This window comes from Micromonospora sp. WMMD708 (genome assembly GCF_049315245.1).
In the GTDB taxonomy this organism is placed as follows: Bacteria; Actinomycetota; Actinomycetes; order Mycobacteriales; family Micromonosporaceae; genus Micromonospora; species Micromonospora wenchangensis.
This window is the reverse complement of sequence record NZ_CP186060.1, coordinates 1248200-1273102: the sequence shown is the minus strand read 5'-3', so window position 1 is coordinate 1273102 and position 24903 is coordinate 1248200. Positions and strand designations below refer to the sequence as shown.

26 protein-coding genes are annotated in these 24903 nt (G+C 72.4%); 5 read left to right on the top strand and 21 right to left on the bottom strand.

Annotated features, from left to right (window positions below):
- Positions 1 to 94: 94 nt before the first annotated feature.
- From era to hrcA, 10 genes are all read right to left on the bottom strand, one after another.
- Entirely contained in the window at positions 95 to 991 is an 897-nt protein-coding gene (era, locus tag ACN260_RS05865) for a GTPase Era (protein ID WP_422755027.1), read from the bottom strand.
- Positions 988 to 1374 carry a cytidine deaminase gene (locus tag ACN260_RS05860; protein ID WP_422755026.1) on the bottom strand — a complete coding sequence of 129 codons (387 nt, stop codon included), beginning with the start codon at positions 1372 to 1374 and terminating at the stop codon, positions 988 to 990. The genes era and ACN260_RS05860 overlap by 4 nt, the downstream gene beginning before the upstream one ends.
- Positions 1367 to 2746, bottom strand: coding sequence for a hemolysin family protein (locus ACN260_RS05855; RefSeq protein WP_204926477.1), 1380 nt, complete (start codon positions 2744 to 2746; stop codon positions 1367 to 1369). Before ACN260_RS05855 ends, ACN260_RS05860 begins: the two co-directional genes overlap by 8 nt.
- Positions 2722 to 3195, bottom strand: coding sequence for an rRNA maturation RNase YbeY (gene ybeY, locus ACN260_RS05850; protein ID WP_088644390.1), 474 nt, complete (start codon positions 3193 to 3195; stop codon positions 2722 to 2724). The genes ACN260_RS05855 and ybeY overlap by 25 nt, the downstream gene beginning before the upstream one ends.
- A 42-nt stretch (positions 3196 to 3237) precedes the next feature.
- On the bottom strand, positions 3238 to 4293 hold the full coding sequence (locus ACN260_RS05845) for a PhoH family protein (protein WP_363651185.1): 1056 nt from the start codon (positions 4291 to 4293) through the stop codon (positions 3238 to 3240).
- A 199-nt stretch (positions 4294 to 4492) separates the two neighbouring features.
- Positions 4493 to 5833, bottom strand: coding sequence for a serine hydrolase domain-containing protein (locus ACN260_RS05840; RefSeq protein WP_422755025.1), 1341 nt, complete (start codon positions 5831 to 5833; stop codon positions 4493 to 4495).
- Positions 5834 to 5901: 68 nt separating this feature from the next.
- On the bottom strand, positions 5902 to 6261 hold the full coding sequence (locus tag ACN260_RS05835; RefSeq protein WP_422755024.1) for a histidine triad nucleotide-binding protein: 360 nt from the start codon (positions 6259 to 6261) through the stop codon (positions 5902 to 5904).
- Between the two features lie 429 nt (positions 6262 to 6690).
- Positions 6691 to 7425: a 16S rRNA (uracil(1498)-N(3))-methyltransferase gene (locus tag ACN260_RS05830; protein WP_422755023.1), complete on the bottom strand. Its 735-nt coding sequence runs from the start codon at positions 7423 to 7425 to the stop codon at positions 6691 to 6693.
- 121 nt (positions 7426 to 7546) lie between these two features.
- Positions 7547 to 8692 carry a molecular chaperone DnaJ gene (gene dnaJ, locus ACN260_RS05825; protein WP_194821761.1) on the bottom strand — a complete coding sequence of 382 codons (1146 nt, stop codon included), beginning with the start codon at positions 8690 to 8692 and terminating at the stop codon, positions 7547 to 7549.
- Between the two features lie 74 nt (positions 8693 to 8766).
- Positions 8767 to 9789, bottom strand: coding sequence for a heat-inducible transcriptional repressor HrcA (gene hrcA / locus ACN260_RS05820; RefSeq protein WP_204926294.1), 1023 nt, complete (start codon positions 9787 to 9789; stop codon positions 8767 to 8769).
- 213 nt (positions 9790 to 10002) lie between these two features.
- On the opposite strand from hrcA, the gene ACN260_RS05815 reads away from it, so the two are divergent.
- Positions 10003 to 10605, top strand: a complete 603-nt coding sequence (locus tag ACN260_RS05815) for a DUF4870 domain-containing protein (protein WP_422755022.1) — start codon at positions 10003 to 10005, stop codon at positions 10603 to 10605.
- Positions 10606 to 10691: 86 nt separating this feature from the next.
- Here the strand turns inward: ACN260_RS05815 and hemW are convergent, their stop codons facing one another.
- Positions 10692 to 11915 carry a radical SAM family heme chaperone HemW gene (hemW, locus tag ACN260_RS05810; RefSeq protein ID WP_422756631.1) on the bottom strand — a complete coding sequence of 408 codons (1224 nt, stop codon included), beginning with the start codon at positions 11913 to 11915 and terminating at the stop codon, positions 10692 to 10694.
- A gap of 19 nt (positions 11916 to 11934) precedes the next feature.
- Between hemW and ACN260_RS05805 the strand changes: the two genes are divergently transcribed.
- Both ACN260_RS05805 and ACN260_RS05800 read left to right on the top strand, forming a co-directional pair.
- A complete protein-coding gene (locus ACN260_RS05805) occupies positions 11935 to 12717 on the top strand; it encodes an enoyl-CoA hydratase-related protein (RefSeq protein WP_422755021.1) in 783 nt (260 codons plus the stop codon).
- Between the two features lie 96 nt (positions 12718 to 12813).
- Complete coding sequence (locus tag ACN260_RS05800) at positions 12814 to 13677, top strand: hypothetical protein (protein WP_363651571.1); 864 nt, start codon at positions 12814 to 12816, stop codon at positions 13675 to 13677.
- 40 nt (positions 13678 to 13717) lie between these two features.
- Here the strand turns inward: ACN260_RS05800 and ACN260_RS05795 are convergent, their stop codons facing one another.
- The 8 genes from ACN260_RS05795 to ACN260_RS05760 all read right to left on the bottom strand — a co-directional run bounded on the left by ACN260_RS05795 (position 13718) and on the right by ACN260_RS05760 (position 21503).
- Entirely contained in the window at positions 13718 to 14359 is a 642-nt protein-coding gene (locus ACN260_RS05795; protein WP_422755020.1) for an MOSC domain-containing protein, read from the bottom strand.
- Between the two features lie 42 nt (positions 14360 to 14401).
- Positions 14402 to 15232, bottom strand: a complete 831-nt coding sequence (locus ACN260_RS05790) for a carbohydrate ABC transporter permease (protein WP_422755019.1) — start codon at positions 15230 to 15232, stop codon at positions 14402 to 14404.
- Positions 15229 to 16215 carry a carbohydrate ABC transporter permease gene (locus tag ACN260_RS05785; protein ID WP_422755018.1) on the bottom strand — a complete coding sequence of 329 codons (987 nt, stop codon included), beginning with the start codon at positions 16213 to 16215 and terminating at the stop codon, positions 15229 to 15231. Before ACN260_RS05785 ends, ACN260_RS05790 begins: the two co-directional genes overlap by 4 nt.
- Complete coding sequence (locus tag ACN260_RS05780) at positions 16212 to 17501, bottom strand: sugar ABC transporter substrate-binding protein (RefSeq protein ID WP_422755017.1); 1290 nt, start codon at positions 17499 to 17501, stop codon at positions 16212 to 16214. The genes ACN260_RS05785 and ACN260_RS05780 overlap by 4 nt, the downstream gene beginning before the upstream one ends.
- Positions 17502 to 17801: 300 nt before the next feature.
- Entirely contained in the window at positions 17802 to 18089 is a 288-nt protein-coding gene (locus tag ACN260_RS05775) for a GlsB/YeaQ/YmgE family stress response membrane protein (protein WP_088644376.1), read from the bottom strand.
- A gap of 205 nt (positions 18090 to 18294) precedes the next feature.
- Complete coding sequence (locus ACN260_RS05770; protein WP_422755016.1) at positions 18295 to 18582, bottom strand: GlsB/YeaQ/YmgE family stress response membrane protein; 288 nt, start codon at positions 18580 to 18582, stop codon at positions 18295 to 18297.
- Between the two features lie 369 nt (positions 18583 to 18951).
- On the bottom strand, positions 18952 to 20829 hold the full coding sequence (gene lepA / locus ACN260_RS05765) for a translation elongation factor 4 (protein ID WP_364310513.1): 1878 nt from the start codon (positions 20827 to 20829) through the stop codon (positions 18952 to 18954).
- A gap of 137 nt (positions 20830 to 20966) precedes the next feature.
- Positions 20967 to 21503, bottom strand: a complete 537-nt coding sequence (locus ACN260_RS05760) for a DUF4240 domain-containing protein (protein WP_422755015.1) — start codon at positions 21501 to 21503, stop codon at positions 20967 to 20969.
- A gap of 82 nt (positions 21504 to 21585) precedes the next feature.
- On the opposite strand from ACN260_RS05760, the gene ACN260_RS05755 reads away from it, so the two are divergent.
- Positions 21586 to 22629 (top strand): phosphotransferase family protein, encoded by a 1044-nt coding sequence (locus tag ACN260_RS05755; RefSeq protein ID WP_422755014.1) that lies wholly within the window; start codon positions 21586 to 21588, stop codon positions 22627 to 22629.
- A gap of 175 nt (positions 22630 to 22804) precedes the next feature.
- The gene (gene rpsT / locus ACN260_RS05750; RefSeq protein WP_088644372.1) at positions 22805 to 23071 is read left to right on the top strand and encodes a 30S ribosomal protein S20; all 267 of its coding nucleotides are present in this window, start codon (positions 22805 to 22807) and stop codon (positions 23069 to 23071) included.
- Positions 23072 to 23268: 197 nt separating this feature from the next.
- Here the strand turns inward: rpsT and ACN260_RS05745 are convergent, their stop codons facing one another.
- Positions 23269 to 23721, bottom strand: a complete 453-nt coding sequence (locus tag ACN260_RS05745) for a hypothetical protein (RefSeq protein WP_422755013.1) — start codon at positions 23719 to 23721, stop codon at positions 23269 to 23271.
- 38 nt (positions 23722 to 23759) lie between these two features.
- Positions 23760 to 24740 (bottom strand): DNA polymerase III subunit delta, encoded by a 981-nt coding sequence (gene holA, locus ACN260_RS05740; protein ID WP_422755012.1) that lies wholly within the window; start codon positions 24738 to 24740, stop codon positions 23760 to 23762.
- Positions 24741 to 24903 lie beyond the last annotated feature (163 nt).

Genomic DNA, 24903 nt, shown 5'->3' with positions numbered 1-24903 from the left:
CTACCCTGCGCACCCGACCTGTGAAACCGCTGCTAATCGGTGCCTGACGTGAAACTTCCCATATCAGTGTCCGAATTCCACCCGGCGTACGGGATCAGAAACCCAGCTTGCGCAACTGCTTCGGATCGCGCTGCCACTCCTTGGCGACCCGGACGTGCAGATCCAGGTAGACCCGGGTGCCGAGCAGTTCCTCGATCTGCCTACGGGCGGTGGTGCCGACCTCCTTGAGCCGGCTGGCCCGGTGGCCGAGCACGATCGCCTTCTGGCTGGGCCGCTCGACGTAGACGTCGGCGTAGATCTTCATGAGCTGACCCTCGGGGATCATCTCCTCCACCACCACGGCGATCGAGTGCGGCAACTCGTCGCGGACCCCCTCCAGCGCCGCCTCCCGGATCAGCTCGGCGACCAGCACCTGCTCCGGCTCGTCGGTGAGCATGTCGTCCGGGTAGAGCTGCGGCGACGGCGGCAGGTGACCTGTCATAACGTCGACCAGGATGTCCACCTGGTGTCCGGAGACCGCGCTGACCGGCACCACGGCGGCGAAGTCACCCAGCTCGCTGACCGCGAGCAACTGCTCGGCCAGCCGCCGCTTGTCGACCAGGTCGGTCTTGGTGACCACGGCGATGACGGTGGCCTTCAACTCGCTCAGCTCGCCGCTGATGAACCGGTCACCCCGGCCCACCGGCTCGTCGGCCGGAATGCAGAGGCCGATCACGTCGACCTCCGTCCAGGTGGTGCGCACCAGGTCGTTGAGGCGCTCGCCGAGCAGGGTCCGCGGCCGGTGCAGGCCCGGCGTGTCCACCAGCACCAGCTGCGAATCCGGCCGGTGCAGCACGGCCCGGATGACGTGCCTGGTGGTCTGCGGCTTGTTGGAGGTGATCGCGATCTTGGTGCCGACGATCGCGTTGGTCAGGGTCGACTTGCCGGCGTTCGGCCGCCCGACGAAACACCCGAAACCCGCACGGTACGGCCGCTGCTCCACGCCGGTCACTCGATCACCGTGCCGAGGACCGTCCCGTCCGGCGCGGCCACGTGGATCGGCGCGTCGGCGGACAGGTCCCGTACCGCGGCGTGACCCGCCCCGTCCAACGTCGACGCCTCGGTCACCACCACCGCCGCCTCCAGCCGGCTCGCCCCGGCCGCCGCCGCCGACGCGACCGCGAGCTGCAACGCCGTGACCGTCAACGAGGGCAGCGTGACACTCGCCGCCGCGTACGTCCGGCCGTCCTGGTCGCGGACCGCCGCGCCCTCCACGGCGGACACCCGGGCACGGGCACCACGGGCCAGCACGACCAGCTTGCCGTCCTCGGCACTCAACTCGGCCGGATCGGACGGGGTGGGCCGGGCGGCCGGCTCGACGGGTGTCTCAGGCATCGGCGGGTTGCCTCTCCTCGGTGCTGTGCTGACTGTCAGGGGAATCGGGTCCGTCCGACGGCACCCGGCTGACCAGCACGCTGTCTATCCGGTTACGTCGGCCGGTGGTGCCCTCGGCGACCAGTTTGAGGCCGGCCACCTCGGCGTCGGCACCCGGGATCGGCACCCGCCCCAAGGCCTGCGCCAACAGGCCACCGACCGTCTCCACCTCGTCGGTGGGCAGTTCGGTGTCGAACAGCTCGCCCAGGTTCTCCACCGGCAGCCGGGCGGTGACCCGCACCGCGCCGTCGGCCAGGTGCTCCACCGGCGGGCGCTCGACATCGTACTCGTCGGTGATCTCGCCGACGATCTCCTCCAGGATGTCCTCGATGGTGACCAGGCCGCCGGTGCCGCCGTACTCGTCGACGACGATGACCAGGTGGTTGCGGGCGGCCTGCATCTCCGACAGCAGGTCGTCTACCGGCTTGGACTCCGGCACGAACGTCGCCGGCCGCATCAGCTCGGCCACCGGCGTCTGGTGGGCCCGCAGGTCGCCGCCCCGGGTACGCCGGATGAGGTCCTTGAGGTAGAGCACGCCGAGCACGTCGTCGACGCTCTCGCCGATCACCGGGATGCGGGAGAACCCGGAGCGCAGGAACAGCGCCAGCGCCTGGGAGAGGGTCTTGCCCTCCTCGATCCACACCATCTCGGTGCGCGGCACCATCACCTCCCGGGCGATGGTGTCGCCGAGCGCGAAGACCGAGTGGATCATCTGGCGTTCGCCGTGCTCCACCACCCCCCGCTGCTCGGCCAGGTCGACCAGCTCCCGCAGCTCGACCTGGGTGGCGAACGGCCCCTCCCGGAAACCGCGTCCCGGGGTGACCGCGTTGCCGATCAGGATCAGCAGCGAGGCCAGCGGGTTCAGCGCCCGGCCCAGCCACCGCACCAGCGGCGCCACCGCCCGGCCCACCGCGTACGCGTGCTGCCGGCCCAGGGTGCGCGGGGCCACCCCCACCACCACGAAACTGACCACGGTCATCGCCCCGGCCGTCACCAGTGCCGCCCGCCAGCCCGCGCCGAAGCTGTCCACCGCCACCAGGGCGACCAGGGTGGTGGCGGTCAGCTCGGCGAGCAGCCGCAGCAGCAGCAGCAGGTTGAGGTGGCGGACCACGTCACCGGCGACGGCCTGGAGGGTACGCGCGCCGCGCGCCCCGTCGCGGGCCAGCTCCGCGGCACGGGCCGGGGATACCGCAGCCAACGCGGCCTCGGTCATCGCGATCAGGCCGGCGAGCACCACCAGCCCGGCCGCGAAGAAGATCAGCTGAAGATCGGGAAGGCCGGCGGTCGGACCGGCCGCGACTATGTCCATCACCGGGACCGGGTCGACCGCCAGCTGGCCAGCAGCCGGGCCTGGAGGGCGAACATCTCCCGCTCCTCCTCCGGCTCGGCGTGGTCGTAGCCGAGCAGGTGCAGCACCCCGTGCACGGTGAGCAGGTGCAGCTCGTCGGCGGCGCTGTGCCCGGCGGTGGCCGCCTGCTTGGCCGCCACCTCCGGGCAGAGCACGATGTCGCCGAGCAGGGCCGGTTCACCGCCGGCCGGGGCGCTCTCCCCCGGGCCGTGGTCGACGCTGCCCTCGTCCATGGGGAAGGCGAGCACGTCGGTGGGGCCGTCGCCGCCCATCCAGCGATGGTTCAGCTCGGTCATGTAGCCGATGTCGACAAGCAGCACGGACAGCTCGGCGAGCGGGTTGACCCCCATCTCGTCGAGGGCGTGCCGGGCCACGGCGAGCACCGCGTCGGTGTCTACCTCGGCACCGGACTCGTTGGCGATCTCGATGGACAACTGTCTTCCTCTGGTTGGTTGGGGCGCCGGCCGGCCCGTCGGTTAGCGGCGTCGGCCGGCCCGGCCGCCCTGGGCGGTCCGCCCCGGCACGGCGTGCACGCCCTGCGCCTGCTGGTTCTCCCGCTCGTCCCAGCGGGCGTACGCGTCGACGATCTCACCGACCAGCCGGTGCCGGACCACATCCGCGCTGGAGAGCTGCGCGAAGTGCACGTCCTCGACATGGCCCAGGATCTCCCGGACCACCCGCAGCCCGCTGGCCGTCCCGCCGGGAAGGTCCACCTGGGTGACGTCACCGGTCACCACGATCTTGGAACCGAAGCCCAGTCGGGTGAGGAACATCTTCATCTGCTCGGGCGTGGTGTTCTGCGCCTCGTCCAGGATGATGAACGCGTCATTCAACGTCCTACCCCGCATGTACGCCAGCGGCGCCACCTCGATGGTGCCGGCGGCCATCAGCTTCGGGATGGACTCCGGGTCGAGCATGTCGTGCAGCGCGTCGTAGAGCGGGCGCAGGTACGGGTCGATCTTCTCGTTCAGGGTGCCCGGCAGGAAGCCCAGCCGCTCGCCCGCCTCGACCGCCGGACGGGTCAGGATGATCCGGTTGACCTGCTTGGCCTGGAGCGCCTGGACGGCCTTCGCCATCGCCAGGTAGGTCTTGCCGGTGCCGGCCGGGCCGATGCCGAACACGATCGTGTTCGCGTCGATCGAGTCGACGTACGTCTTCTGGCCCAGCGTCTTGGGACGGATGGTGCGCCCGCGCCGGGAGAGGATGTTGAGGGTGAGCACCTCGGCGGGTCGCTCGGTGCCGCCCTGTTCGAGCATGCCGACGGTACGCCGGACAGCGTCAGTGGTCAGGGTCTCGCCTTTCTCGATCAGTTCGAGCAGCTCGCTGAAGAGGCGCTCGGCGAGAGCGTTGTCCGCGGGCGCGCCGGTGATGGTGATCTCGTTGCCGCGAACGTGCACGTCGCTGGTGACCGAACGTTCGACGAGTCGCAGGATCTCGTCGCCCGCGCCGAGCAGGTTTACCATGATCTTGGCATCGGGAACCGTGATCCTGGTCTGCACCCGGGGCGGGCCGGGAGGTGGGGTGCCGGTCATAGATCGGGCCGTGGGGCCCTGCGCCACCTGCTTCCATCTCGCGCCGTGCCCTGCTGGCGCGGCGTGCGGACGATACCCCCATCGTATCCGCTCGGTCCCGGCGGCACCGCGTCACTTTCGCCCGGCCGACGGGACCGGGCGGTCGTACCCACCTGCCGGACCCGGGTCGGCGGCCGGTCTCGGGCCGGGGCCCGCCCGGTCAGGCCCGGAAGTCGTACCGGTCGAAGGTCTCCTGGCGGCGGGTGAAGCGGTAGGTGGCCCAGTGCATCGCGACCACCGTCCCGTCGCCGTCGCGGGTGAGCCGCAGCAACTCCCCGGCCTCCCGCCCGGAGACCGTCCGGAACACGTCCGGCGACTGCGACGTCGGCGCGAACACCGCCGGGGGCCGCCCCGCCGGATCGTCCGCGCCCCGGGCCCGCAACGCCCCGTCGTGCCAGGAGAAGACGTACTCGAACCCCTCGCCCCACCAGCGGCCCAGCACCCCGCGCAGCGGGCCGGGCGCCCCCGGGCCCGGCCGCCACGGCACGACCTCCGCCGGGTCGTTCCCGGCCGAGGCGGCGAGCAGCCGGTGCGGCAGCTCCAGCACCTCGGCGGCGGTACCGCTGGAGGCGAGCACCGCGCAGCCCATCGCGCCCGCCGTGCCGTCCCCGCCGCGCCGGCCGTAGACCCCGGCCAGGAACCCCGGCATCGCGCCGTCGTGCCCCACGTGCACCACCCGGTCCGCGAACGGGACCAGGATCAGACCGAGCCCGAAGCCGGCCTTCCAGACCGTCTCGTCGGTGGTGGTCACCGGCCAGCGCATCTCGTCCAGCGTCGTCGCGGCGAGCACCGCACCGGTCGGGTCCAGCGCGGCCGGATCGGCCAGGAACGCCGCCCACCGGGCCATGTCCGTCGCGGTGCTCCACAGCTGTCCGGCCGGCCCGACCGCCCCGAAGTCGGTCGGCGGCTCCGGATGCACCTCGTCGGAGTACGCGTCGACCAGGAACCCGGTCACCGCCTGCGGCCCCGGGTCGACCGAGGTGTCCGCCAGCGCCAGCGGGGTGAGCACCCGGTCGGCGAGCACCTCGGCCCAGGTGCCGCCGCGCAACCCGCCGACCAGCCGGCCGAGCAGCGCCATGCCCAGGTTGGAGTAGTGGTAACGGCGGCCGTTGGGCAGCACCCGCTCGGCCCGGACCAGGTCGGCCACGAGTTCGTCCACCTGCGGCGCGCGCAGCGTGTCCCACACGTCGCCGTACGGCTCGCGTTGCAGCCCGGCGGTGTGCGACAGCAGCCGGCGTACGGTCAGGTCGCCGTGTGCGGGCAGGTCGAGGTGCCGGCCCAACGGGTCGTCCAGGTCGAGCAGCCCGTCGTCGCGGCACTGCAACACCAGCACGGCGGTGAAGGTCTTGGTGACCGAGCCGATCCGGAACCGGCTCGCCGGGCCGAGGACGGTGTCGTTGCCGGTGCCACCGACCTGGAAACTCCAGAGCGGACTGTCGGCCCGGTGCAGCGCCACCGCCAGGGCGGGCACCCGTGCCTGTGCCTGGGTCGCGCGGACCATCCGTTCCAGCCGACGCCTGGCGGATGCCCTGTCGCCGGCCGGCTCGGGTTGCGGATCGACCGTCGACGTCACGCCAGGTCCCGCGCCAGCATCGGGCCCAGGGGTGCGCCGCCGAGCAGGTGGGCGTGCACGTGGAAGACCTCCTGGCCACCGTACGGACCGGTGTTGAACATCAGCCGGAAGCCGTCACCGGTCAGCCCCTCGTCCTCGGCCACCGCCGCCGCCGTGGCCAGCACCTCGCCGGCCAGCGCGGGGTCACCCTGGCCGAGCGTCGCCACGTCGGCGTAGTGCTCCTTGGGGATGATCAGCACGTGCACCGGCGCCTTCGGACCGATGTCACGGAAGGCCAGGGTGGTAGCGGTCTCCTTGACGATGGTGGCCGGAATCTCCCCGGCGACGATGCGGCAGAACAGACAGTCGGCTCCCATCCCCCCACTCTAAGGACCACCCCTCCCCCACTCCCCCGCCCGCCCCTCCCCGCTCTCTCCCGCCCTGCCCCTCGCCTTCTCCCCCGACTGCCCCCGGTGATCAAGAGCTTTACGTCAATTCCAGCCCCGACGATGACGCCAACCTCTTGATCACCGGCCACGCCGCCGGGGGACTTGGTAAGCGACGGCATTGAGGGGCGGTGATCAAGAGGTTTGGGGCGGGAATGGGGCTGGGAGACGACGCAAACTTCTTGATCACCGGGGGCACCGCGGGGAGGGGCACCGGAGGAGCGGTGACCAAGAAGTTTGGGGCGGGGATCGGGCTGGGGATGACGCAAAGCTCTTGATCACCGGGGCGGGGGCGGGGCAGGGGCGGGGCGGGGCAGGGGGCGGGGTGGGCCGGGAGCGGGCAGATCGGGGTGGGGTGGGTTACCAGCGGGAGAGGCGGGTGGCGAGGACGGCCAGGGCGGCCGGGCCGGCGGTGGAGGTGCGTAGGACCGAGGGGCCCAGGCGTACCGCGCGGGCGCCCGCGTCGGTGAAGGTGGTCAGCTCGGTCGGGGCGATCCCGCCCTCGGGCCCGACAACCAGGACGATCTCGCCGGTGGTCGGCAGGTCGACAGTGGTGAGCCGGTCGTCGGCCTCCTCGTGCAGGACGAACGCCGTGCCCGCCCCGGCGATCCGGCGGGCCACCGAGGTGGTGGACTCGTCCGGCGCGCCGGCCACCACCGGCAGCCACGCCCGGCGGGCCTGTTTGGCCGCCTCCCGCGCCGTCGCCACCCACTTCTCCCGGGCCCGTACGCCCCGGTCACCGCGCCACTGCGCCACCGAGCGGGACGCCGCCCAGGGCACGATCTCGTCCACCCCGACCTCGGTCATCGCCTGTACGGCCAGCTCACCCCGGTCACCCTTGGCGATGCCCTGTACCACGACCAGCCGGGGGACGTCCGCGTCGACGTACCCCCGGGAGGTGACGGTGAGGTCGAGGGCACCCCGGCCGACGGCGGTGACCACGGCGGTGGCGGTGCCGCCCCGCCCGTCGGCGAGCAGCAGTTCCTCGCCGACGCGCAGCCGTTGCACGGTGGCGGCGTGGTGCCCCTCGGGACCGTCCAGGGTGAAATGGTCGGCAGGGGGCAGCGACTCGACCAGGAACAGCGGCGCGGACACGCCGATCAGGCTAACCGGCCGGGCCGGCCGGGGAGCCACCCGGGACGCCGGCCCGACCGGCACAAGACCGACCCGGCACGAGACCGACCCGGCACGAGACCGGTCGGGGCGGCCCGACCGGTCAGGCGTGGCCGTTGAAGGCGTCGCGCATCCGGGAGAAGAAGCCGCCCTGCTTGCTCAGCTCGGCGACCTCCTCACCCCGGGTCTTGGCGAAGTCCCGCAGCATCTTCTCCTGGTCGGCGTCGAGCTTGGTGGGGGTACGCACGTCGAGGTGGACGTAGAGGTCGCCCCGACCGGTGCCGCGCAGGTGCGGTACGCCCCGGGCACGCAACCGCAGCGTGCTGCCCGGCTGGGTGCCGGCCTTGACGTCGACGTTCTCGTCGCTGTCCAGCGTCTTGATGGTGAGCCGGGTGCCCAGCGCGGCGGCGGTCATCGGCACGGTGACCCGGCAGTGCAGGTCGTCGCCCTTGCGGGAGTAGACGTCGTGCGGCCGCTCGTGGATCTCGACGTAGAGGTCACCGGCGGTGCCGCCACCCGGGCCGACCTCGCCCTGCTGGGCGAGCCGGATACGCATGCCGTCCTCGACCCCCGCCGGGATCTTGACGGTCAGCGAGCGGCGGGTCCGCACCCGGCCGTCGCCGGCGCAGGTCGGGCAGGGGTGCGGGATGGTGGTGCCGTAGCCCTGGCAGACGGTGCACGGCCGGGCCGAGACGACCTGGCCGAGGAAGGTGCGCTGCACCGACTGCACCTCGCCCCGGCCGCCGCACGCCTCGCAGGTCGCCAGGTGGGTGCCAGCCGCGGTGCCCGCCCCGGAGCAGGTGGTGCAGAGCACGGCGGTGTCGACCGTGATCGGGGCCTCGACGCCGAAGGCGGTCTCGTGCAGGTCTAGTTCCAGCCGCAGGATCGCGTCGGCCCCGGGCCGGGTCCGCGGCCGCGGGCCACGGGTGCCACCGGCCGCGCCGCCGAAGAAGGCGTCCATGATGTCCTGGAAGCCGACGAACGGACCGGCCCCGCCGGGGCCACCCGGGCCACCGGCGCCCCCGCCGCCCGGGGCGAGCGGGTCGCCGCCCAGGTCGACGATCTGCCGCTTCCGGTCGTCCGAGAGGACCTCGTACGCGGCGTTGATGTCCTTGAACTTCTCCTGTGCCTCCGGGTCCGGATTGACGTCCGGGTGGAACTGCCGCGCCAGCTTGCGGTAGGCGCGCTTGATCTCGTCGTCGGAGGCTTCCCGGCTCACGCCGAGAATGCCGTAGTAGTCCCTGGCCACTGCGTTCCGTGTCCTCATGTTCGTCTCGCGTTTGCGCCGGTCGGCGGCCGGAGCCGGCCGCCGGCCCTGACTGGTCAGTTCTGGGCCAGCAGCTCGCCCACGTAGCGTGCCACGGCCCGCACCGTGGCGATGGTGCCGGGGTAGTCCATCCGGGTCGGGCCGAGCACGCCCAGTCCGCCGACGATGGTGCTGCCCGGGCCGTACCCGGTGCTGACCACCGAGGCGGCGCGGAGATTGTCGACCTCGTTCTCGTCGCCGATCAGCACCCGGGTGGTGCTCGGCTCCGCCTCGCCGATCAGCTTGAGCAGCACGACCTCCTCTTCGAGCGCCTCCAGGATGGGTCGCAGCGAGCCCTGGAAGTCGAGCAGGCCACCCCGGGTGAGGTTGGCGGTGCCGGCCAGCGCGAGCCGCTCCTCGGTGCGCTCCACCAGGGTTTCCAACAGCACGGTGGACAGGGTGGTCATCGCACCGCGCAGGTGCGGCGCGCTCTCGTCGACCAGCGCCTGCACCAGCGGCGGAGTGTCGGACAACCGACTCCCGACCAGTTTCTCGTTGACCAGCCGGCGCAGGTCGAGGACGTCGTCGGCGGGGACCGGCGCGGCCAGCTCGACCAGCCGCTGCTCGACCCGCCCGGTGTCGGCGATCATGACCAGCATCAGCCGGGTGGTGGAGATCGGCACCAGTTCCAGGTGGCGTACCGACGAGCGGGCCAGCGACGGGTACTGCACCACGGCGACCTGCCGGGTGAGCTGCGCCAGCAGGCGTACGGTGCGGTGCACCACGTCGTCGAGGTCGACCGCGCCGACCAGGAAGCGCTCGATGGCCCGGCGTTCGGCCGGGCTGAGCGGCTTGACCCGGGAGAGCCGGTCGACGAAGAGGCGGTAGCCCCGGTCGGTGGGGACCCGGCCGGCGCTGGTGTGCGGCTGCCGGATGTAGCCCTCCTCCTCCAGCACCGCCATGTCGTTGCGGACGGTCGCCGGGGAGACCCCGAGCTGGTGCCGCTCGACGAGCGTCTTGCTGCCGACGGGCTCCTGCGTGGCGACGTAGTCCTCGACGATCGCCCGCAGCACGGCGAGTTTACGGTCGTCGAGACCCATCTCCCACCTCCTGACGCACGTCGTTGCGGGCGCCGCCGCACCCGGGCGAGCGCTCTGGCACTCGACTGTAGCGAGTGCCAGTCTACGTCGGCAGTACCGCCGCCGATATGATCGAGACGGACCATGACGGCGGGGGCGCTGACGCAGGGTCGAGGCCAACCTCACCAGTGTCGCTCTGGTGCACCCTTGCCGGCAGCCCCTACCGTGGCGGGCATGACTGAACCACCTCGCCCTCCCGGCGCGGGCGACGGTTACCCGCCGGACCCGACCGCGCCCCAGGGCTCGCCATACGATCCGCCCACCGCACCACTGTCCGGCGCGCCGGGCGCAGGCGGGTATCCCCCGCCCGGCGGGTATCCGCCGCCCACCGGTGACCAGCCGCCCGCAGGCGGTTACCCCCCGCCGGGTGGCTACCCTCCGCCCGGTGGCGGATATCCGACCGGCGGCGCCTACGGCGCGCCGAGCGGCGGCTACGCCAACAGCGAGGACAAGACCTGGGCGCTGGTCGCGCACTTCGGCGGGGCCGCCGGCGCGCTGATCAGCTTCGGCCCGCTCGGCTTCGTCGCCCCGCTGATCGCCTACCTGGTGCGCGGACAGCAGTCGCCGGCTGTCCGGGCGCAGGCCCTGGCCGCGCTGAACTTCCAGATCCTCTGGTCGATCATCGCGTTCGTGCTGCTCTTCGTGAGCTGGTGCCTGCTCTTCCTGCCCAGCATCGCGGTCGTGGTGATCCAGATCCTGTTCGGGATCATCGCCGGCATGAAGGCCAACGAGGGTCAGGCCTACCGCTACCCGATGTCCACCAGCTTCATCAAGTGAGCCCCGACCGGCCGCTCCCCCGGCCGGTCGGGCACCACCGCCGGCCCCGGCGCACCCCGCTGCGCGACGGGCCGGCGGAACCGCGCTCAGGGCAGCAGGTCGCGGACCACCGCGTCGGCCAGCAGCCGGCCCCGCAGGGTGAGCACCGCCCGTCCCTGCGGATAGGCCACCGGGTCCAGCAGCCCGTCGGCGAGCGCGCGGGCGGCGGCGGCCCGGCCCGCGTCGTCCAGCATGTCCAGCGGCAGCCCGGAGGCGAGCCGCAGGCGCAGCATCACGTCCTCCGTGTGCGCCTCGGCCGGGGTGAGGATCTCCCGGGCCAGGCCGGGTGAGTGCCCGGCGGCGAGCCGCTGCGCGTACGTCGTGGGGTGCTTGACGTTCCACCAGCGCACCCCGCCGACGTGGCTGTGCGCCCCCGGGCCGAGGCCCCACCAGTCGCCGCCGGTCCAGTAGAGCAGGTTGTGCCGGCACCGGGCCGCCCCGCCGCGGGCCCAGTTGGAGACCTCGTACCAGGAGAAACCGGCCGCGTCGAGGGCGGCCTCGGCGGCCAGGTAGCGGTCCGCCGCCACGTCGTCGGAGGGGTACGGCAGCTCGCCGCGCCGCATCCGCGCGGCCAGCCGGGTGCCGTCCTCCACGATCAGGGCGTACGCGCTGACGTGGTCGACCCCGGCGGCGACCACCTGGTCCAACGACGCGGCGAAGTCCTCGGGGCGCTCCCCCGGGGTGCCGTAGATCAGGTCGAGGTTGACGTGGTCGAACCCGGCGTCGCGGGCCTCCCGGGCGGCCTCGACGGCGCGTCCCGGGCGGTGGGTGCGGTCGAGGACCGCCAGCACCCCGGGCGCGGCGGACTGCATGCCCAGCGAGATCCGGGTGTAGCCGGCGGCGCGCAGGGTCTTCAGCGACGCGGGGGTCACCGACTCGGGGTTGGCCTCGGTGGTCACCTCGGCGTCGGCGGCCAGCCCCCAGGTGCGGTCGATGCCGTCGAGCAGCCGGGCCAGGTCGTCGGCGGGCAGCAGGGTCGGGGTGCCGCCGCCGACGAAGACCGTGTCGACCCGGGGCGGTGGCGCGTCGCCGAGCACCCGGGCGGCGAGCGTCAACTCGGCCAGCACGGTGTCGGCGTACGACTCCCGGCCGACGCCCCCGCCCAGCTCGGCGGCGGTGTAGGTGTTGAAGTCGCAGTAGCCGCAGCGGCTGGCGCAGAACGGCACGTGCAGGTAGACGCCGAACCCGCGCGAGCCGACCCCGCGCAGGGCGGTGCCGGGCAGCGCACCGTCGACGGGAACGGTCTCACCATCTGGAAGGAGGCCGGGCATGGCCACTAGTGTGCCCGGCATGACCTCTCCCGACCGACTCGTGCGGGTCGCCACGGCCCGTGGGGTGACCACCCTCACCCTGGACAGCCCGCACAACCGCAACGCGCTGTCCACCCCGCTGATGACCGAGCTGCTGGCCGGGATCGCCGCAGCGGTCGCCGACGACGCGGTCCGGGTGGTCGTGCTGGACCACACCGGCCCGGTGTTCTGCTCCGGGGCCGACCTGAAGGAGACGGCGGCGGCGTACGCCAGCGGGTCGGTGCCGGCCGGGATGCTCGGCGACGTGCTGGTGGCGGTACGGGAGTGCCCGAAGCCGGTGCTGGCGCGGGTGGCCGGGCCGGCGCGGGCCGGCGGGTTGGGCCTGATCGCGGCGGCCGACCTGGCGGTCTGCGCGTCCGAGGCGACGTTCGCCTTCACCGAGGTACGGATCGGGGTGATCCCGGCGGTGATCTCGGCGACCGTGCTGCCCCGGCTGCACCCCCGGGCCGCCGCCGAGCTGTACCTGACCGGCGACACCTTCGACGGCCTCCGGGCCGCCGAGGTGGGGCTGGTGACCGCCGCCGTGCCGGCCGGCGAGCTGGACGCGGCGGTGGCCCGGTACTGCGCGTCGCTGGTCCGGGGGGCACCGGGGGCGCTGGCCGGGACGAAGGAGCTGCTGCGCCGCCCGGCCGCCACGGACCTGCGCGCGGAGATCGCCGACCTGTCCACCCGGTCCACCGGCTACTTCCTCTCGGCCGAGGGCCGCGAGGGCGTGGCCGCCTTCCGGGAGAAGCGGGACGCGGCCTGGGTGCCCCGGGATTGACCTGGTTTGCTCCTATTTACTGCGGGAACGTGAACCGGTCGACCGACCCGGGGCCGCCGGTTGGCGACGTACGCTTGGCGAACATTGAAACGGGAGGTGCGGGTGCGGACGCGGACATTCGTGGCAGCCGGGGTCGTGGTGGCGTTGTTCGCCATCGTCGGGGGCTGGGGAGTCCGTCAACTCGACGGGGAGTTCCGGCTTCCCGTCGCCGGCCGTAGCTGCACCGTGCAGGCCGACGGCACCGTGAAGCTCGACGCCGACCAGATGGCCAACGCGGCCACCATCGCCGCGATCGGCATGCAGCGGCAGATGCCCGAGCAGGCCGTGGTGGTCGCCCTGGCCACCGCGTACCAGGAGTCGGGGCTGCGCAACCTCGCCCACGGCGACCGCGACTCGCTCGGCCTGTTCCAGCAGCGCCCCAGCCAGGGTTGGGGCACCCCGGAGCAGATCCGCGACCAGCGGTACGCGGCGAACCGGTTCTACAAGGCGCTGAAGAAGGTACGCGGCTGGGAGCGGATGGAGGTCACCGACGCGGCCCAGGCGGTGCAGCGGTCGGCGTACCCGAAGGCGTACCAGAAGTGGGCCGACGAGTCCCAGGTGCTGGCGCGGGCCCTGCTCGGCGAGGCGACCGGCGCGGTGGCCTGCACGGTGGGGCGTACCCCGGTGATGCGCGGGCAGGCCGCGGCGGCCGAGCTGACCCGCGGCCTGACCCTCGACTGGGGGTTGCCCGACGCCGGTGCGGTGGCCGAGCTGACCGACGTGACGGTGCCCGCCTCGGACGCCCGGGACGGCTGGCGGTACGCGCACTGGCTGGTCTCGCACGCCCCCGACCACGGGGTGAAGCGGGTGCGCTTCGACGGGCTGGAGTGGAATGCCGACAACGGCCGGTGGGCGAAGGTCGCCGACGGTCGGGCGACCGGGCCCCGGGTGCTGGCCGAGGTCTTCGCCGACCCCGCCTGACGGCCGGCGGGCAGTCCGCCCGGCCGGCCGGAGAGGCCGGTCAGCCGGCGACGTTCAACCGGCGGAGCACCTTCTCCCTGGTCGAGGCGGGCAGCTCGGGGACGTCGAGCAGCCGGGGCAGCAGCTCCGGCTCCAGGCTGGTGGCCCGGAACACCTCGCCGATGGTGACGCCGTGCGCCGGCCGGTCCACCACCTCCACCGGGTCGCCCGCGCTCACCTCGCCGTCGCGCAGCACCCGCAGGTAGGCCCCGGGGGCGGCCCGGACGGTGAACCGTTTGATCAGGTCGGGCACCCCCCAGAAGCCGGCGAAGGTCGTGCACGGGGTGCGCGGCTTGGTGACCTGGAGCAGCGCCGAGCCGACCGCCCAGCGTTCGCCGATCACCGCGCCGGTCACGTCCACCGCCCAGGTGGTCAGGTTCTCGCCGAACCCGCCGGGGCTGATGTCGCGGCCCAGTTCGGCCGACCACCAGCCGGCGTCCTCCTGCGCGTAGGCGTAGACCGCCTGGTCGGGGCCGCCGTGTTGGGGCCGCTCGCCGATGAAGTCGCCGGCCACCCCGTCGGTGCGCAGCAGCACCGGGCCGTCGACCGGCCGCTTGTCGATGCCGCTGCGCCCGCTCGCGTCACCCGCCCACTGCGCCTGCGTCACCACGCCGAGGTTCACCGCCGCCACCCTGCCCGTCATGGCCCCAGGGTACGGCCGGGCACGGGTGGTCGCCGTCCCGGCTCAGCCCTTGACGGCGCCCGCCACCAGACCGGAGACCATCCGGCGCTGCACCAGCAGGAAGAAGACGATCACGGGCAGGGTGAACAGCGTGGAGGCGGCCATCACCGACCCCCAGGCGGTGTCGTCGCGGCCGAAGAAGAAGGTCATCGCCACCGGCAGGGTGTAGCGGCTCTGGTCGTTGACGAAGGTCAACGCGAAGATCAGCTCGTTCCAGGCGGTGATGAAGGAGAAGATGCTGGTGGCCACCAGGCCGGGCGCGACCAGCGGAAAGAGCACCCTGCGGAAGGTCTGGGCGCGGCTGGCGCCGTCGATGGCGGCGGCCTCCTCCAGTTCCCTGGGCACGGCCGCGACGAAGCCGCGCAGCATCCACACCGCGAACGGCAGCGAGAAGCCCAGGTAGGTGAGGATGAGGCTGGGCAGGGTGTTGTATAGGCCGAGCCGCTGGATCATCAGGAACAGCGGGATGACCAGCGCCTCCAGCGGGATCATCTGCACCACCAGCAGCATGATCAGGAAGGTGGTCCGCAGCCGGAACCGGAACCGGGCCACCGCCGTCGCGGCCAGCAGCGCCACCAGTCCGCTGAGCACGACCGTGCTGACGGCCACGAGCACGCTGTTGAGCAGGAAGTCGCCGAAGGTCACGCCCGGGATCAGGTTGCCGGTGAGGATCTCCCGGTAGTGCTCCAGGGTGGGGTGGGCCGGGACCGGCCGGGGCGTGGCCGAGAAGATCTCCCGGTTCGGCTTCAGCGAGGTGGCGATCATCCAGTAGACCGGGAAGGCGGCGAAGAGCGCCACCAGCAGGCCCGCGCCGTTGAGGGCGACCTTCTTCACGACGCGTCCTCCTGCCTGAGCACCATCCGGACGTACAGGCCGGTCACCACCAGCAGGATCAGCGTGAGGATGACCGCGATGGCCGAGCCCACGCCGTACTTGGGCGGCGGGGAGAACGCCTCGGCGTACGAGTAGATCGACAGCATGAACGTCGGTCGGTCCTGGGTGCCGCCGGCCAGCACGAACTGCTGGGTGAAGACCTTGAAGTCCCAGATGGTGGAGAGCACCACCAGGATCCCGAAGACCGGCCGCAGCAGCGGGAAGGTGATCTTCCAGAACACCGTCCACGGGCCGGCCCCGTCGACCCGGGCCGCCTCGTGCAGCTCGCTCGGCACGCTCTTGAGCCCGGCGAGCACGCTGACCGCGATGAACGGGAACGAGTGCCAGACCACCACCAGGGTCAGGATCGCGAAGAACAGCAGCGGCGAGTTGAACCAGCCGTAACCCGACCAGTCGGTGCGGCCGAAGAGCGCCTGCGACAGTCCGTCCGGCAGGGCGTTGAACGCCCAGGTGACCAGCCCGGAGGTGTCATCGAAGATCCACTTCCAGACGATCGTGCCGGTCAGCGCCGGGGTGGCCCAGGCCAGCATCACGCAACTGGCCACGAAGGTGGCCATCTTCCGGCCGAGCCGGTGCAGCAGCAACCCGACCAGGGTGCCCAGCACCATCGTCAGCAGCACGTTCGCCGCCGCGAAGAGCACGGTGTTGCGCAGCACCGTACGGAAGAACGAGTCGCCGAGGATCTGGGTGTAGTTGGCCAGCCCGACGAACGGCCACTCCCGGTCCCCGCGCAGCTGCCGGACGCTGTTGAGCCGGAAGAACGACATCGCCACCACCTGGCCCAGCGGCCAGAGCAGCAGCACCCCGATCACGACCAGGCAGGGCAGCAGGAGCAGGTACGGCAGGCGGTCCACCCGGGGCCGCCGCCGGGTGGGGGTCTCCCGGGCGGCGGCCGTCGGGGTGTGCTCGGTCAGGGTGCTCACTTGGCGTTGAGGATGCTTTCCATCTCGGCGGCGGCGTCGGCGGTGGCCTGCTGCACCGACTTCTGGCCCTTGATGACCGAGCTGTTCATCGCCTGGGTGACCGTCTTGGTCCGGCTGACCTCCACCCACTTCGGGGTCAGCGGGGTGACCCGGGTGCGCTGCATGGTGCTGGCGAACGCCGCCATCAGCTTGTCGTCGGCGTAGTCGCCACCCTGCACCAGGTCGGAGTAGACCGGGAAGAAGCCGAGGCTGCCGGCGAAGGTCTTCGCGTTCTTCTTGCTCAGGAGCACGGTCAGGTAGTCCCAGGCCAGGTCCTGCCGCTTGCTGTCCTGCCAGAGGGCGATGTCCGAGCCACCGGCGAAGGCGGGGGCCGGGCCGCCGTCCGGGCCGGGGATCGGGAAGGTCCCCCAGACCTTCTCGATGTCGGGGTTGTCCTTCTTGATCGCGCCGGCCTGCCAACTGCCGGCGAAGGCCATCGCCGCCTTACCCGTGGCGAACTGGGTACGGGCGTCGATCTCGTTCCAGCCGGCGGCGGCGGGCGGGGCGACCTTGTGCACGGTCACCAGGTCGGTCCAGAACTTCACCGCCCGCTGGGCCTGCGGGCTGGTGTAACCGGACTTCCAGGTGCCGCCCTGGTCGGTGGCGATCTCGCCGCCGGCACCCCAGAGGAAGGAGTAGAACGGCAGCTCGGAGTTGCCCGGCAGGGCGATGCCGTAGCTGCCGGGCTTCCTGGCCTGCACCGCCTTGGCGACCGAGACCAGCTCGTCCCAGGTCTTCGGCGGCTGCACGCCGGCCTCGGCGAACCAGTCGGTGCGGTAGTAGACGGCGCGGACCCCGGCGTACCAGGGGACGCCGTACTGCTTGCCGTCGAGTTGGGCGTTGCGCACCAGGTCGGGCAGGACGTCCTTGCCGTCGGCCCAGCCGCCGAAGCGGCCGGAGATGTCGGCGAGCGCCTCCTGGGCCGCCCAGCCCTGGGTCTCGGTGTTGCCCAGCTCGGTGACGTCCGGACCCTCGCCGCCGGCGAGCGCCGCCTGGAACTTCTTCGGCGCCTCCAGCCAGGGTATGTACTGGACCACCACGTCAGTGTCGGGGTGCCGCTGCCGGAACTCGGTCTCGACGCCGTCGAGGAACGCCGTCTGGGCGTCGCTCCCCTCGCCCATCATCCAGACCGTCAGCTTGCTGTCGTCGGCAGCTTCGTCGTCGCCGGAACCGCCGCAACCGGCGAGCACCATCGCAGCCGAGGCCACGACGGCGGTGACCGGGGCCAGCCGCTTCCACCTGTTCACGCCACATCTCCCTCGCGCCGTCCGGCACTAACCTTCTCAGCCGCACCCTAGTAGGAAAATTTCCTTTACGACAGGGGGTGCGTGCCGCCCCGCGCGGGCGGACCGTCGACGGTGCGGCGGCGCACGGCGGGGCGTTCGGCGAGGCGACCGTATCGCAGGCGGGGACCCCTCAGGCAGGCCCCGCGACGACCCGACGGGATCGACGGTCGCCATCCGGACGAGCGGATGCCCGCCCCCGAACCGGGGGCGGGCATCCGCTGAGGTTGTCCGTGCCGGTCGGTCACCGACCGGCGGGTGGGGTCACCGGTGGGTGACACCCCGACGCCGGCCCACGCCGGCCACCAGGGCCACGGCGATGGCGGCGAGGACGACCTGCACCAGCAGCTCGGCCCAGTCGATGCCGGCGGTCTGCGTGGCGATGCCCATCGCCCGGGCCAGCACGGTGCCCAGCAGGGCCGCGCCGACACCGATCAGCATGTGCAGCCAGATCGGCATGTTCTGGCGGCCCGGCACGACCAGGCGACCCAGAGCGCCGACGATGAGACCGACGACGAGCGCGGTGATGATGCCCCAGACGGTGAACTCCACGGCCGTCCTCCTTCAGTAGATATGTCGTTGGTGAGTGTTTGTTGCTGTGGTGATCGGTAGATTCCCGAAGTGGAGAATCTCCAAACCGACTCCGGTAACGATCAGGTCTAGAACGCCCGCCACCGGTGACGGCTCCGACCCGCACACGCGAGCGGGCGCCCGACCCCGTGGGGGGTCGGGCGCCCGCTCGGCGGTGCCGCTTGACTTACCGGTGGGTGACGCTGCGGCGGCGACCCACACCGGCCACCAGGGCCACGGCGATGGCGGCGAGGACGACCTGCACCAGCAGCTCCGTCCAGTCGATGCCGGCGGTCTGCGTGGCGATGCCCATCGCGCGGGCCAGCACGGTGCCCAGCAGCGCGGCGCCCACGCCGATCAGCATGTGCAGCCAGATCGGCATGTTCTGGCGGCCCGGCACGACCAGACGGCCCAGAGCGCCGACGATGAGACCAACAACGAGCGCGGTGATGATGCCCCAGACGGTGAACTCCACGGTCGCCCTCCTCCTGAAGATTGAGTCACACGGTATGTGTGGTTCCTGTCGTGACAGCTAGGTTCCCGACCCGCCGGAAAACCAAACCGACTCACCACCACACAGGTCGCCGCACATCGATCCGATGCCGTTGCGTCGATTCGCCGGCCGTCGATGTCCGCGCAGCTCAGGACACTCGCGGCGGCCGTCCGCAGCGACACGGGGAGCGGAAGAAAATCTTCCGTACGGCACCGGGGGCGCGCATGCCGACGGCCGGCGGCCCGGTCGGAACACCGGGGCCGCCGGCCGTCGTGGGGTACCGGGACCGGCCGTGCCGTACGGAGCGCGGCCGGCCCGACCGGGCCGGCCCTCCACGCCCGCTGCGGACGGCTACTTCTTGCCGGCCGGCTTGGCGTCGGCGGAGTCCGAGGAGAGCGCGGCGATGAAGGCCTCCTGGGGGACCTCGACCCGGCCCACCATCTTCATCCGCTTCTTGCCCTCCTTCTGCTTCTCCAGCAGCTTGCGCTTGCGGCTGATGTCACCGCCGTAGCACTTCGCGAGGACGTCCTTGCGGATGGCGCGGATGGTCTCCCGGGCGATCACCCGGCTGCCGATGGCCGCCTGGATCGGCACCTCGAACTGCTGGCGCGGGATCAGGTTGCGCAGCTTCGCCGCGATCGTCGTGCCGTAGTTGTACGCCTTGTCCTTGTGCACGATCGCGCTGAACGCGTCCACCGGCTCGCCGTGTAGCAGGATGTCCACCTTGACCAGGTCGGACGCCTGCTCGCCGGAGGGCTCGTAGTCCAGCGAGGCGTACCCCTTGGTACGGCTCTTGAGCTGGTCGAAGAAGTCGAAGATGATCTCGGCGAGGGGGAGGGTGTAGCGCAGTTCCACCCGGTCGGCGGAGAGGTAGTCCATGCCGAGCAGGCTGCCCCGCCGCCCCTGGCACAGCTCCATCACCGCGCCCACGTAGTCGTTCGGGGTGAGCACGGTCGCCCGCACCACCGGCTCGTACACCTCGGCGATCTTGCCGGTGGGGTACTCGCTCGGGTTGGTCACCACGATCTCCTGGCCGTCGTCGGTGATGGCCCGGTAGACCACGTTCGGCGCGGTGGAGATCAGGTCGAGGTTGTACTCCCGCTCCAGCCGCTCCCGGATGATCTCCAGGTGCAGCAGGCCGAGGAAGCCGCAGCGGAAGCCGAAGCCGAGCGCGCCCGACGTCTCCGGCTCGTAGTCGAGCGCGGCGTCGTTGAGCTTGAGCTTGTCCAGCGCCTCGCGCAGGTTGGGGTAGTCCGAGCCGTCGATCGGGTAGAGGCCGGAGTAGACCATCGGCTTCGGGTCCTTGTAGCCGCCGAGCGCCTCGGTGGCCGGCCGGGCGTTGATGGTGACGGTGTCACCGACCCGGGACTGGCGGACGTCCTTCACCCCGGTGATCAGGTAGCCCACCTCGCCGACGCCGAGCGCGTCGGCCTTGACCATCTCGGGTGAGATGACGCCGATCTCCAGCAGCTCGTGCACGGCGGCGGTGGACATCATCTTGATCCGGTCCCGGGCGCTGATCCGGCCGTCGATGACCCGGACGTAGGTGACCACGCCCCGGTAGACGTCGTACACCGAGTCGAAGATCATCGCGCGGGCGGGCGCGTCGGCGTCGCCGACCGGCGGGACGAACTGCCTGACGATCTCGTCGAGCAGGTAAGGTACCCCGTCGCCGGTCTTGCCGGAGACCCGGATGCAGTCGGCCGGGTCGCCGCCGATCAGATGGGCCAGCTCCTCGGCGTACTTCTCGGGCTGGGCGGCCGGCAGATCGATCTTGTTGAGCACCGGAATGATCTTGAGATCGTTCTCCAGCGCCAGGTAGAGGTTCGCCAGCGTCTGCGCCTCGATGCCCTGGGCGGCGTCGACCAGTAGCAGCGCCCCCTCGCAGGCAGCCAGCGACCGGGACACCTCGTAGGTGAAGTCCACGTGGCCCGGGGTGTCGATCATGTTCAGGACGGCCTGCTCACCGGCCCGCTCACCCTCGCGGATGGTCCACGGCATCCGGACGGCCTGACTCTTGATGGTGATGCCGCGCTCGCGTTCGATGTCCATCCGGTCGAGGTACTGCGCGCGCATCTGCCGGGGATCGACCACGCCGGTGAGCTGCAACATCCGGTCGGCCAGAGTCGACTTCCCGTGGTCGATGTGGGCGATGATGCAGAAGTTCCGGATGCGCGCCGGGTCGGTGGCACCAGGAGCGTTCGCGCCGGGATCGAGCGTCGGTGGCACAGCGGTCCGTTCTGGTCGGCTGACGTGAGCGGGCCGACACGCCGCCGGCCCCCTCTATGCTCCCACGTCGCTCCGAACCCGGTCCGATCACTCCTGGGGTACCCGGCGGGCGGCCCACCGGTCGCCCACCCCCGGGCTCACTCCTCGGGCGGCTCGACGAAGAGGGCAGCGAGCTTCGGCAGCCGGCGGCGGGCCTCCGCCTCGTCGTCGAAGTCCCAGAAGTCGTTCAGGTCCGGCATCCGCACCGGGTCCCGCTGCGCCGGCAGCTCAGCCGCGGTCGCCCTGCGGTACGCGTCCCACGGCACCGCCAGCATGTCCTCGCACTCGAACTCCTCGCCGCTGAGCGCCGCCGAGCGCACCCGGGGCAGCCCCGCCAGCGAGTCCGGGTCGGCCACCGCGGCGGCGAAGACCGCCCGGCCCTGGGTCATCAGCCAGCCCCGGAAATACTCGAACCCGTCGTCGGAGGCACCTCCGTTGATCAGGTACGCCGCACCCCACAGGTCGACCCGGTACGAGGCGGCCAGCACCCGCTGCTGGTGGTGCGCGTACCCGACGATGTCCTCCGGGGTGCGCCCGGCGAGCAGCGCGACCGCCCGCGCGGCGACCGCGTCGGCCTCTCCCCCGGCCCCGGTGCGGGCCTGGTCGATCAACTGCCAGAAGTCGTCGGTCCTCATGGTCTGGGAGTCTCCCAGACCCGCGCCGGCCCCCGGCCCCACCCGGCGCGCGGCCGGTCACCGTGCCGGGCACGATGGTGGGGTGTCCGCGACGCCCCCGCCGTACCACGAGACCGCCGTACGACCCGACTGGCGGGACCTGCCCGACGGCCTGCGCGAGGCGGTCAGCGGCCGGCTCGGCGCACCGGTGGTCGCGGCCCGGACCGCGACCGCGGGCTTCACCGGCGGCTTCGCCGCCGTGCTCACCACGGCCACCGGCGCGCGGGTCTTCGTCAAGGCCGCCGACCTGGCCCGCCAGCGTCACCTCGCCGACTGGTACGCCCGGGAGCTGGCCGTCCTCGCCCGGTTGCCGGCCGGCCTGCCGGTGCCCCGCCCACACTGGGCGCTCGACGCGGCCGGCTGGTACGCGGTCGGCCTGGACGCCGTCGACGGGCGGACCCCCCGCCTGCCCTGGGACCCGGCCGAGCTGGACGCCGTGCTCACCGGGTACACCGGGGTCGCCGCCGCGCTGGCCGACCCACCCGCCGGCCTGACCGCGCTCGGCCTGCCCCGGCTGGCCGACCTGGCCCGCTCCGACATCCTGTGGTGGGAGGAGGTGGCCGCCGGGCGGGAGCCGGTGCCCGCGCTGATCCCGCCGGCCCGCGACCGGCTGCCCGAACTCGTCGCCCTGGAGTCCCGCCTGCCCGGGTACGCGGCGGCGGCGCCCGGCCTGGCCCACGGCGACCTGCGGGTGGACAACGTGCTGCTGGACCCCGCCGGCCGGGCCTGGTTCTGCGACTGGAACTGGCTGTGCCACGGCCCCGCCTGGTTCGATCTGGCCGGCCTGTTGATCACCGGGTACGCCGACGGGGCCGGGCTGGACGAGGTCTTCGCCGCGCACCCGGCAGCGGTCGACGCCCCGCCCGACGCCTTGGACGTGACCCTGGCCGCGCTCGCCGGCTACTACCTCACCGCCACCGGCCCACCGGCGACGGCCGCCCCCGCGTCGGACGTGGGGGCGGCCGAGCCGGACGCCGGGACGGCCGGGGAGAACCCCTCGGGCACGTCCGCGCTGCTCGGGGCGCACCGGCGGTTCAGCGGGGAGCAGGCGCTCCGCTGGCTCGCCGCCCGGCAGGGCTGGTACTGACACCGACCGGCCCGGCCAGGTCGTCCACCCGCGGCGGGCCGGCCCGGTGTGCTCGGGGCGGGGCGTTTTGGCTCGTCCCGGCCGACCTGGTAGCCTGGCTTTTCGCGTGGCGATGACGCATGCTCGTCGCACGCGGATTGCAGACCAAACCGAGCTATCAAGACGAGGCTGTCGCGTGGCGAACATCAAGTCCCAGATCAAGCGCAACCGGCAGAACGAGAAGCGCCGGCTGCGTAACAAGTCGGTCAAGTCGTCGCTGAAGACCGCCATCCGGAAGTTCCACGAGGCTGCGGAGGCTGGTGACACCGAGAAGGCCACCACCCTGATGCGTGACGCCGCCCGTAAGCTCGACAAGGCCGCCAGCAAGGGCGTCATCCACGCCAACCAGGCGGCCAACCGGAAGTCGGCCATCGCGAAGCGCGTCGACTCGTTCTCGGCCTGACCGAGTAACCCACACCTGACCGAGAGCCCCGGGGCACCACCCCGGGGCTCTCGGCCGTGTGTCTCCACCGGCGGAGCACCGCGTAGCCCGGGCGGGGGTGCGTCCCGGTGTCCCGGGCGGGGTGCGCTGCACAGCCCGGGCGGCGGGGTGCGGCGACGACGGCCTTTCCCCTGGTCGCACGATGATTCGTGGTCGGGCTAGCCGGGATGGCGCCGGGAGCGCGGCGGCCGCCCGGTCGGCTCCCCCGGTGCGGGCGCATCGACGACCACCGTGCCGGGCAGCGGGTACTGCACCGGGGCCCGACCGACGACTGGTTCGAGTTCCCGCCGGAACCGGTCGCGTTCCTGCTCCGGCACCAGTGCCGCCGAGTGGACCACCCGCCCGGCGACCTCGTCATTGAGTTTGACCATGATCGCCACCGCCACCGGCAGCACCGCCACCGCCCACCAGCTCACCAACTCGGCCAGGGCGAGGAGCACCGCGAACGCCACCGCCCCCTCGAAGAAGAGGAAACAGAGCACCCCACCGGGGTTGATGATGCGCAGGCCGAGGAGCCGGGCATAGAGCGGCCGGTAGCGGCGGTCGTCCGCCGGTACGACCGACCATCCCGGTCCGCCGCGCCCCGCCAGCGGGCGGGGAGGGCCGGTCACCCGCCCACCGTGCCCTACCACCGGGCGGGAGGGGCCGGTCACCGGGCGTTGCCCCGCCGGGCGGCGGCGACCGAGAAGACCGCCTTCTCCAGGGCGTACCCCCGGTCATCGGCGCCGCCCTTGACCGCCGCGTTGCACTCGGCCGCCGCCCGCATCGCCTCGACCAGGCCCTCCGGGGTCCAGCCCCGGGCCCGCTGCTGGGCATTCTTGATCTTCCAGGCCGGCATGCCGAGGGTGCTCGCCAGCTGGTAGGGGTCGCCCCGGCCGGCGGCGGCGACCCGGGCCACCGTGCGGACCCCGTCGGCGAGGGCGTCGGCGATCGGGACCGGATCGACCCCGACGTGCAGGGCCCAGCGCAACGCCTCCAGGGCGGCCGGCACGTCGCCGATCATGGTGGCGTCGGCGACGGTGAAGCCGCTCACCTCGACCCGACCCCGGTAGTAGCGGGCCACCGTGTCCGCGCCGATCCGCCCGTCGGTGTCGGCGATCAGCTGGGAGCAGGCGGCGGCCAGCTCCCGCAGGTCGGTGCCGACGGCGGCGATCAGCGCCTCGGCCGCGTCGTCGGTGCACCTGCCACCGCCCCGACGGATCTCGTCGCGGACGAACGCGACCCGCTCGCGGTGTCCCTTGAGCTTCGCGGCCGGGACGACCGTCGCGCCGGCGGCCCGCAGCCCGTCGGCGAACGCCTTGCCCTTGCCGCCACCCAGGTGCAGGGCCACCAGCTGGACGTCCGGGTCGGGATTGCGGGCGTAGTCGAGCAGCGCGGTGACCAGGTCCTTGCGGGCGTCCTGAGCGGAGCGGAGCACCAGCACCCGTCGCCCACCGAACAACGAGGGGCTGAGCATCTCGGCGATCTCACCGACGGCCAACGCCCCGGCCTGGTACTCCCGGACGTCGACCTGCGGGTCGACGCTGCGGGCTTTCGCCACGGCTTCGCTCACCGCGCGCGTGGCGAGCAGCTCCTCGTCGCCGAGGACGAGCAGAATAGGAGCAAGGTCGACGCCGGTCACGTCGCTCATCTTGGCACGGCTCGACGGAGGATCGCGCCTGCTCATCGACGGCTGCGACGGCCCACCCCGCATTCAGCGCAAATATAGACATTTACCTCGATTGCCGGCTAGTGCACGCAATATCCCATCCAGTCCGGAATTTCTCTCACTCCTGTTCCCCTCGCACGCCGGG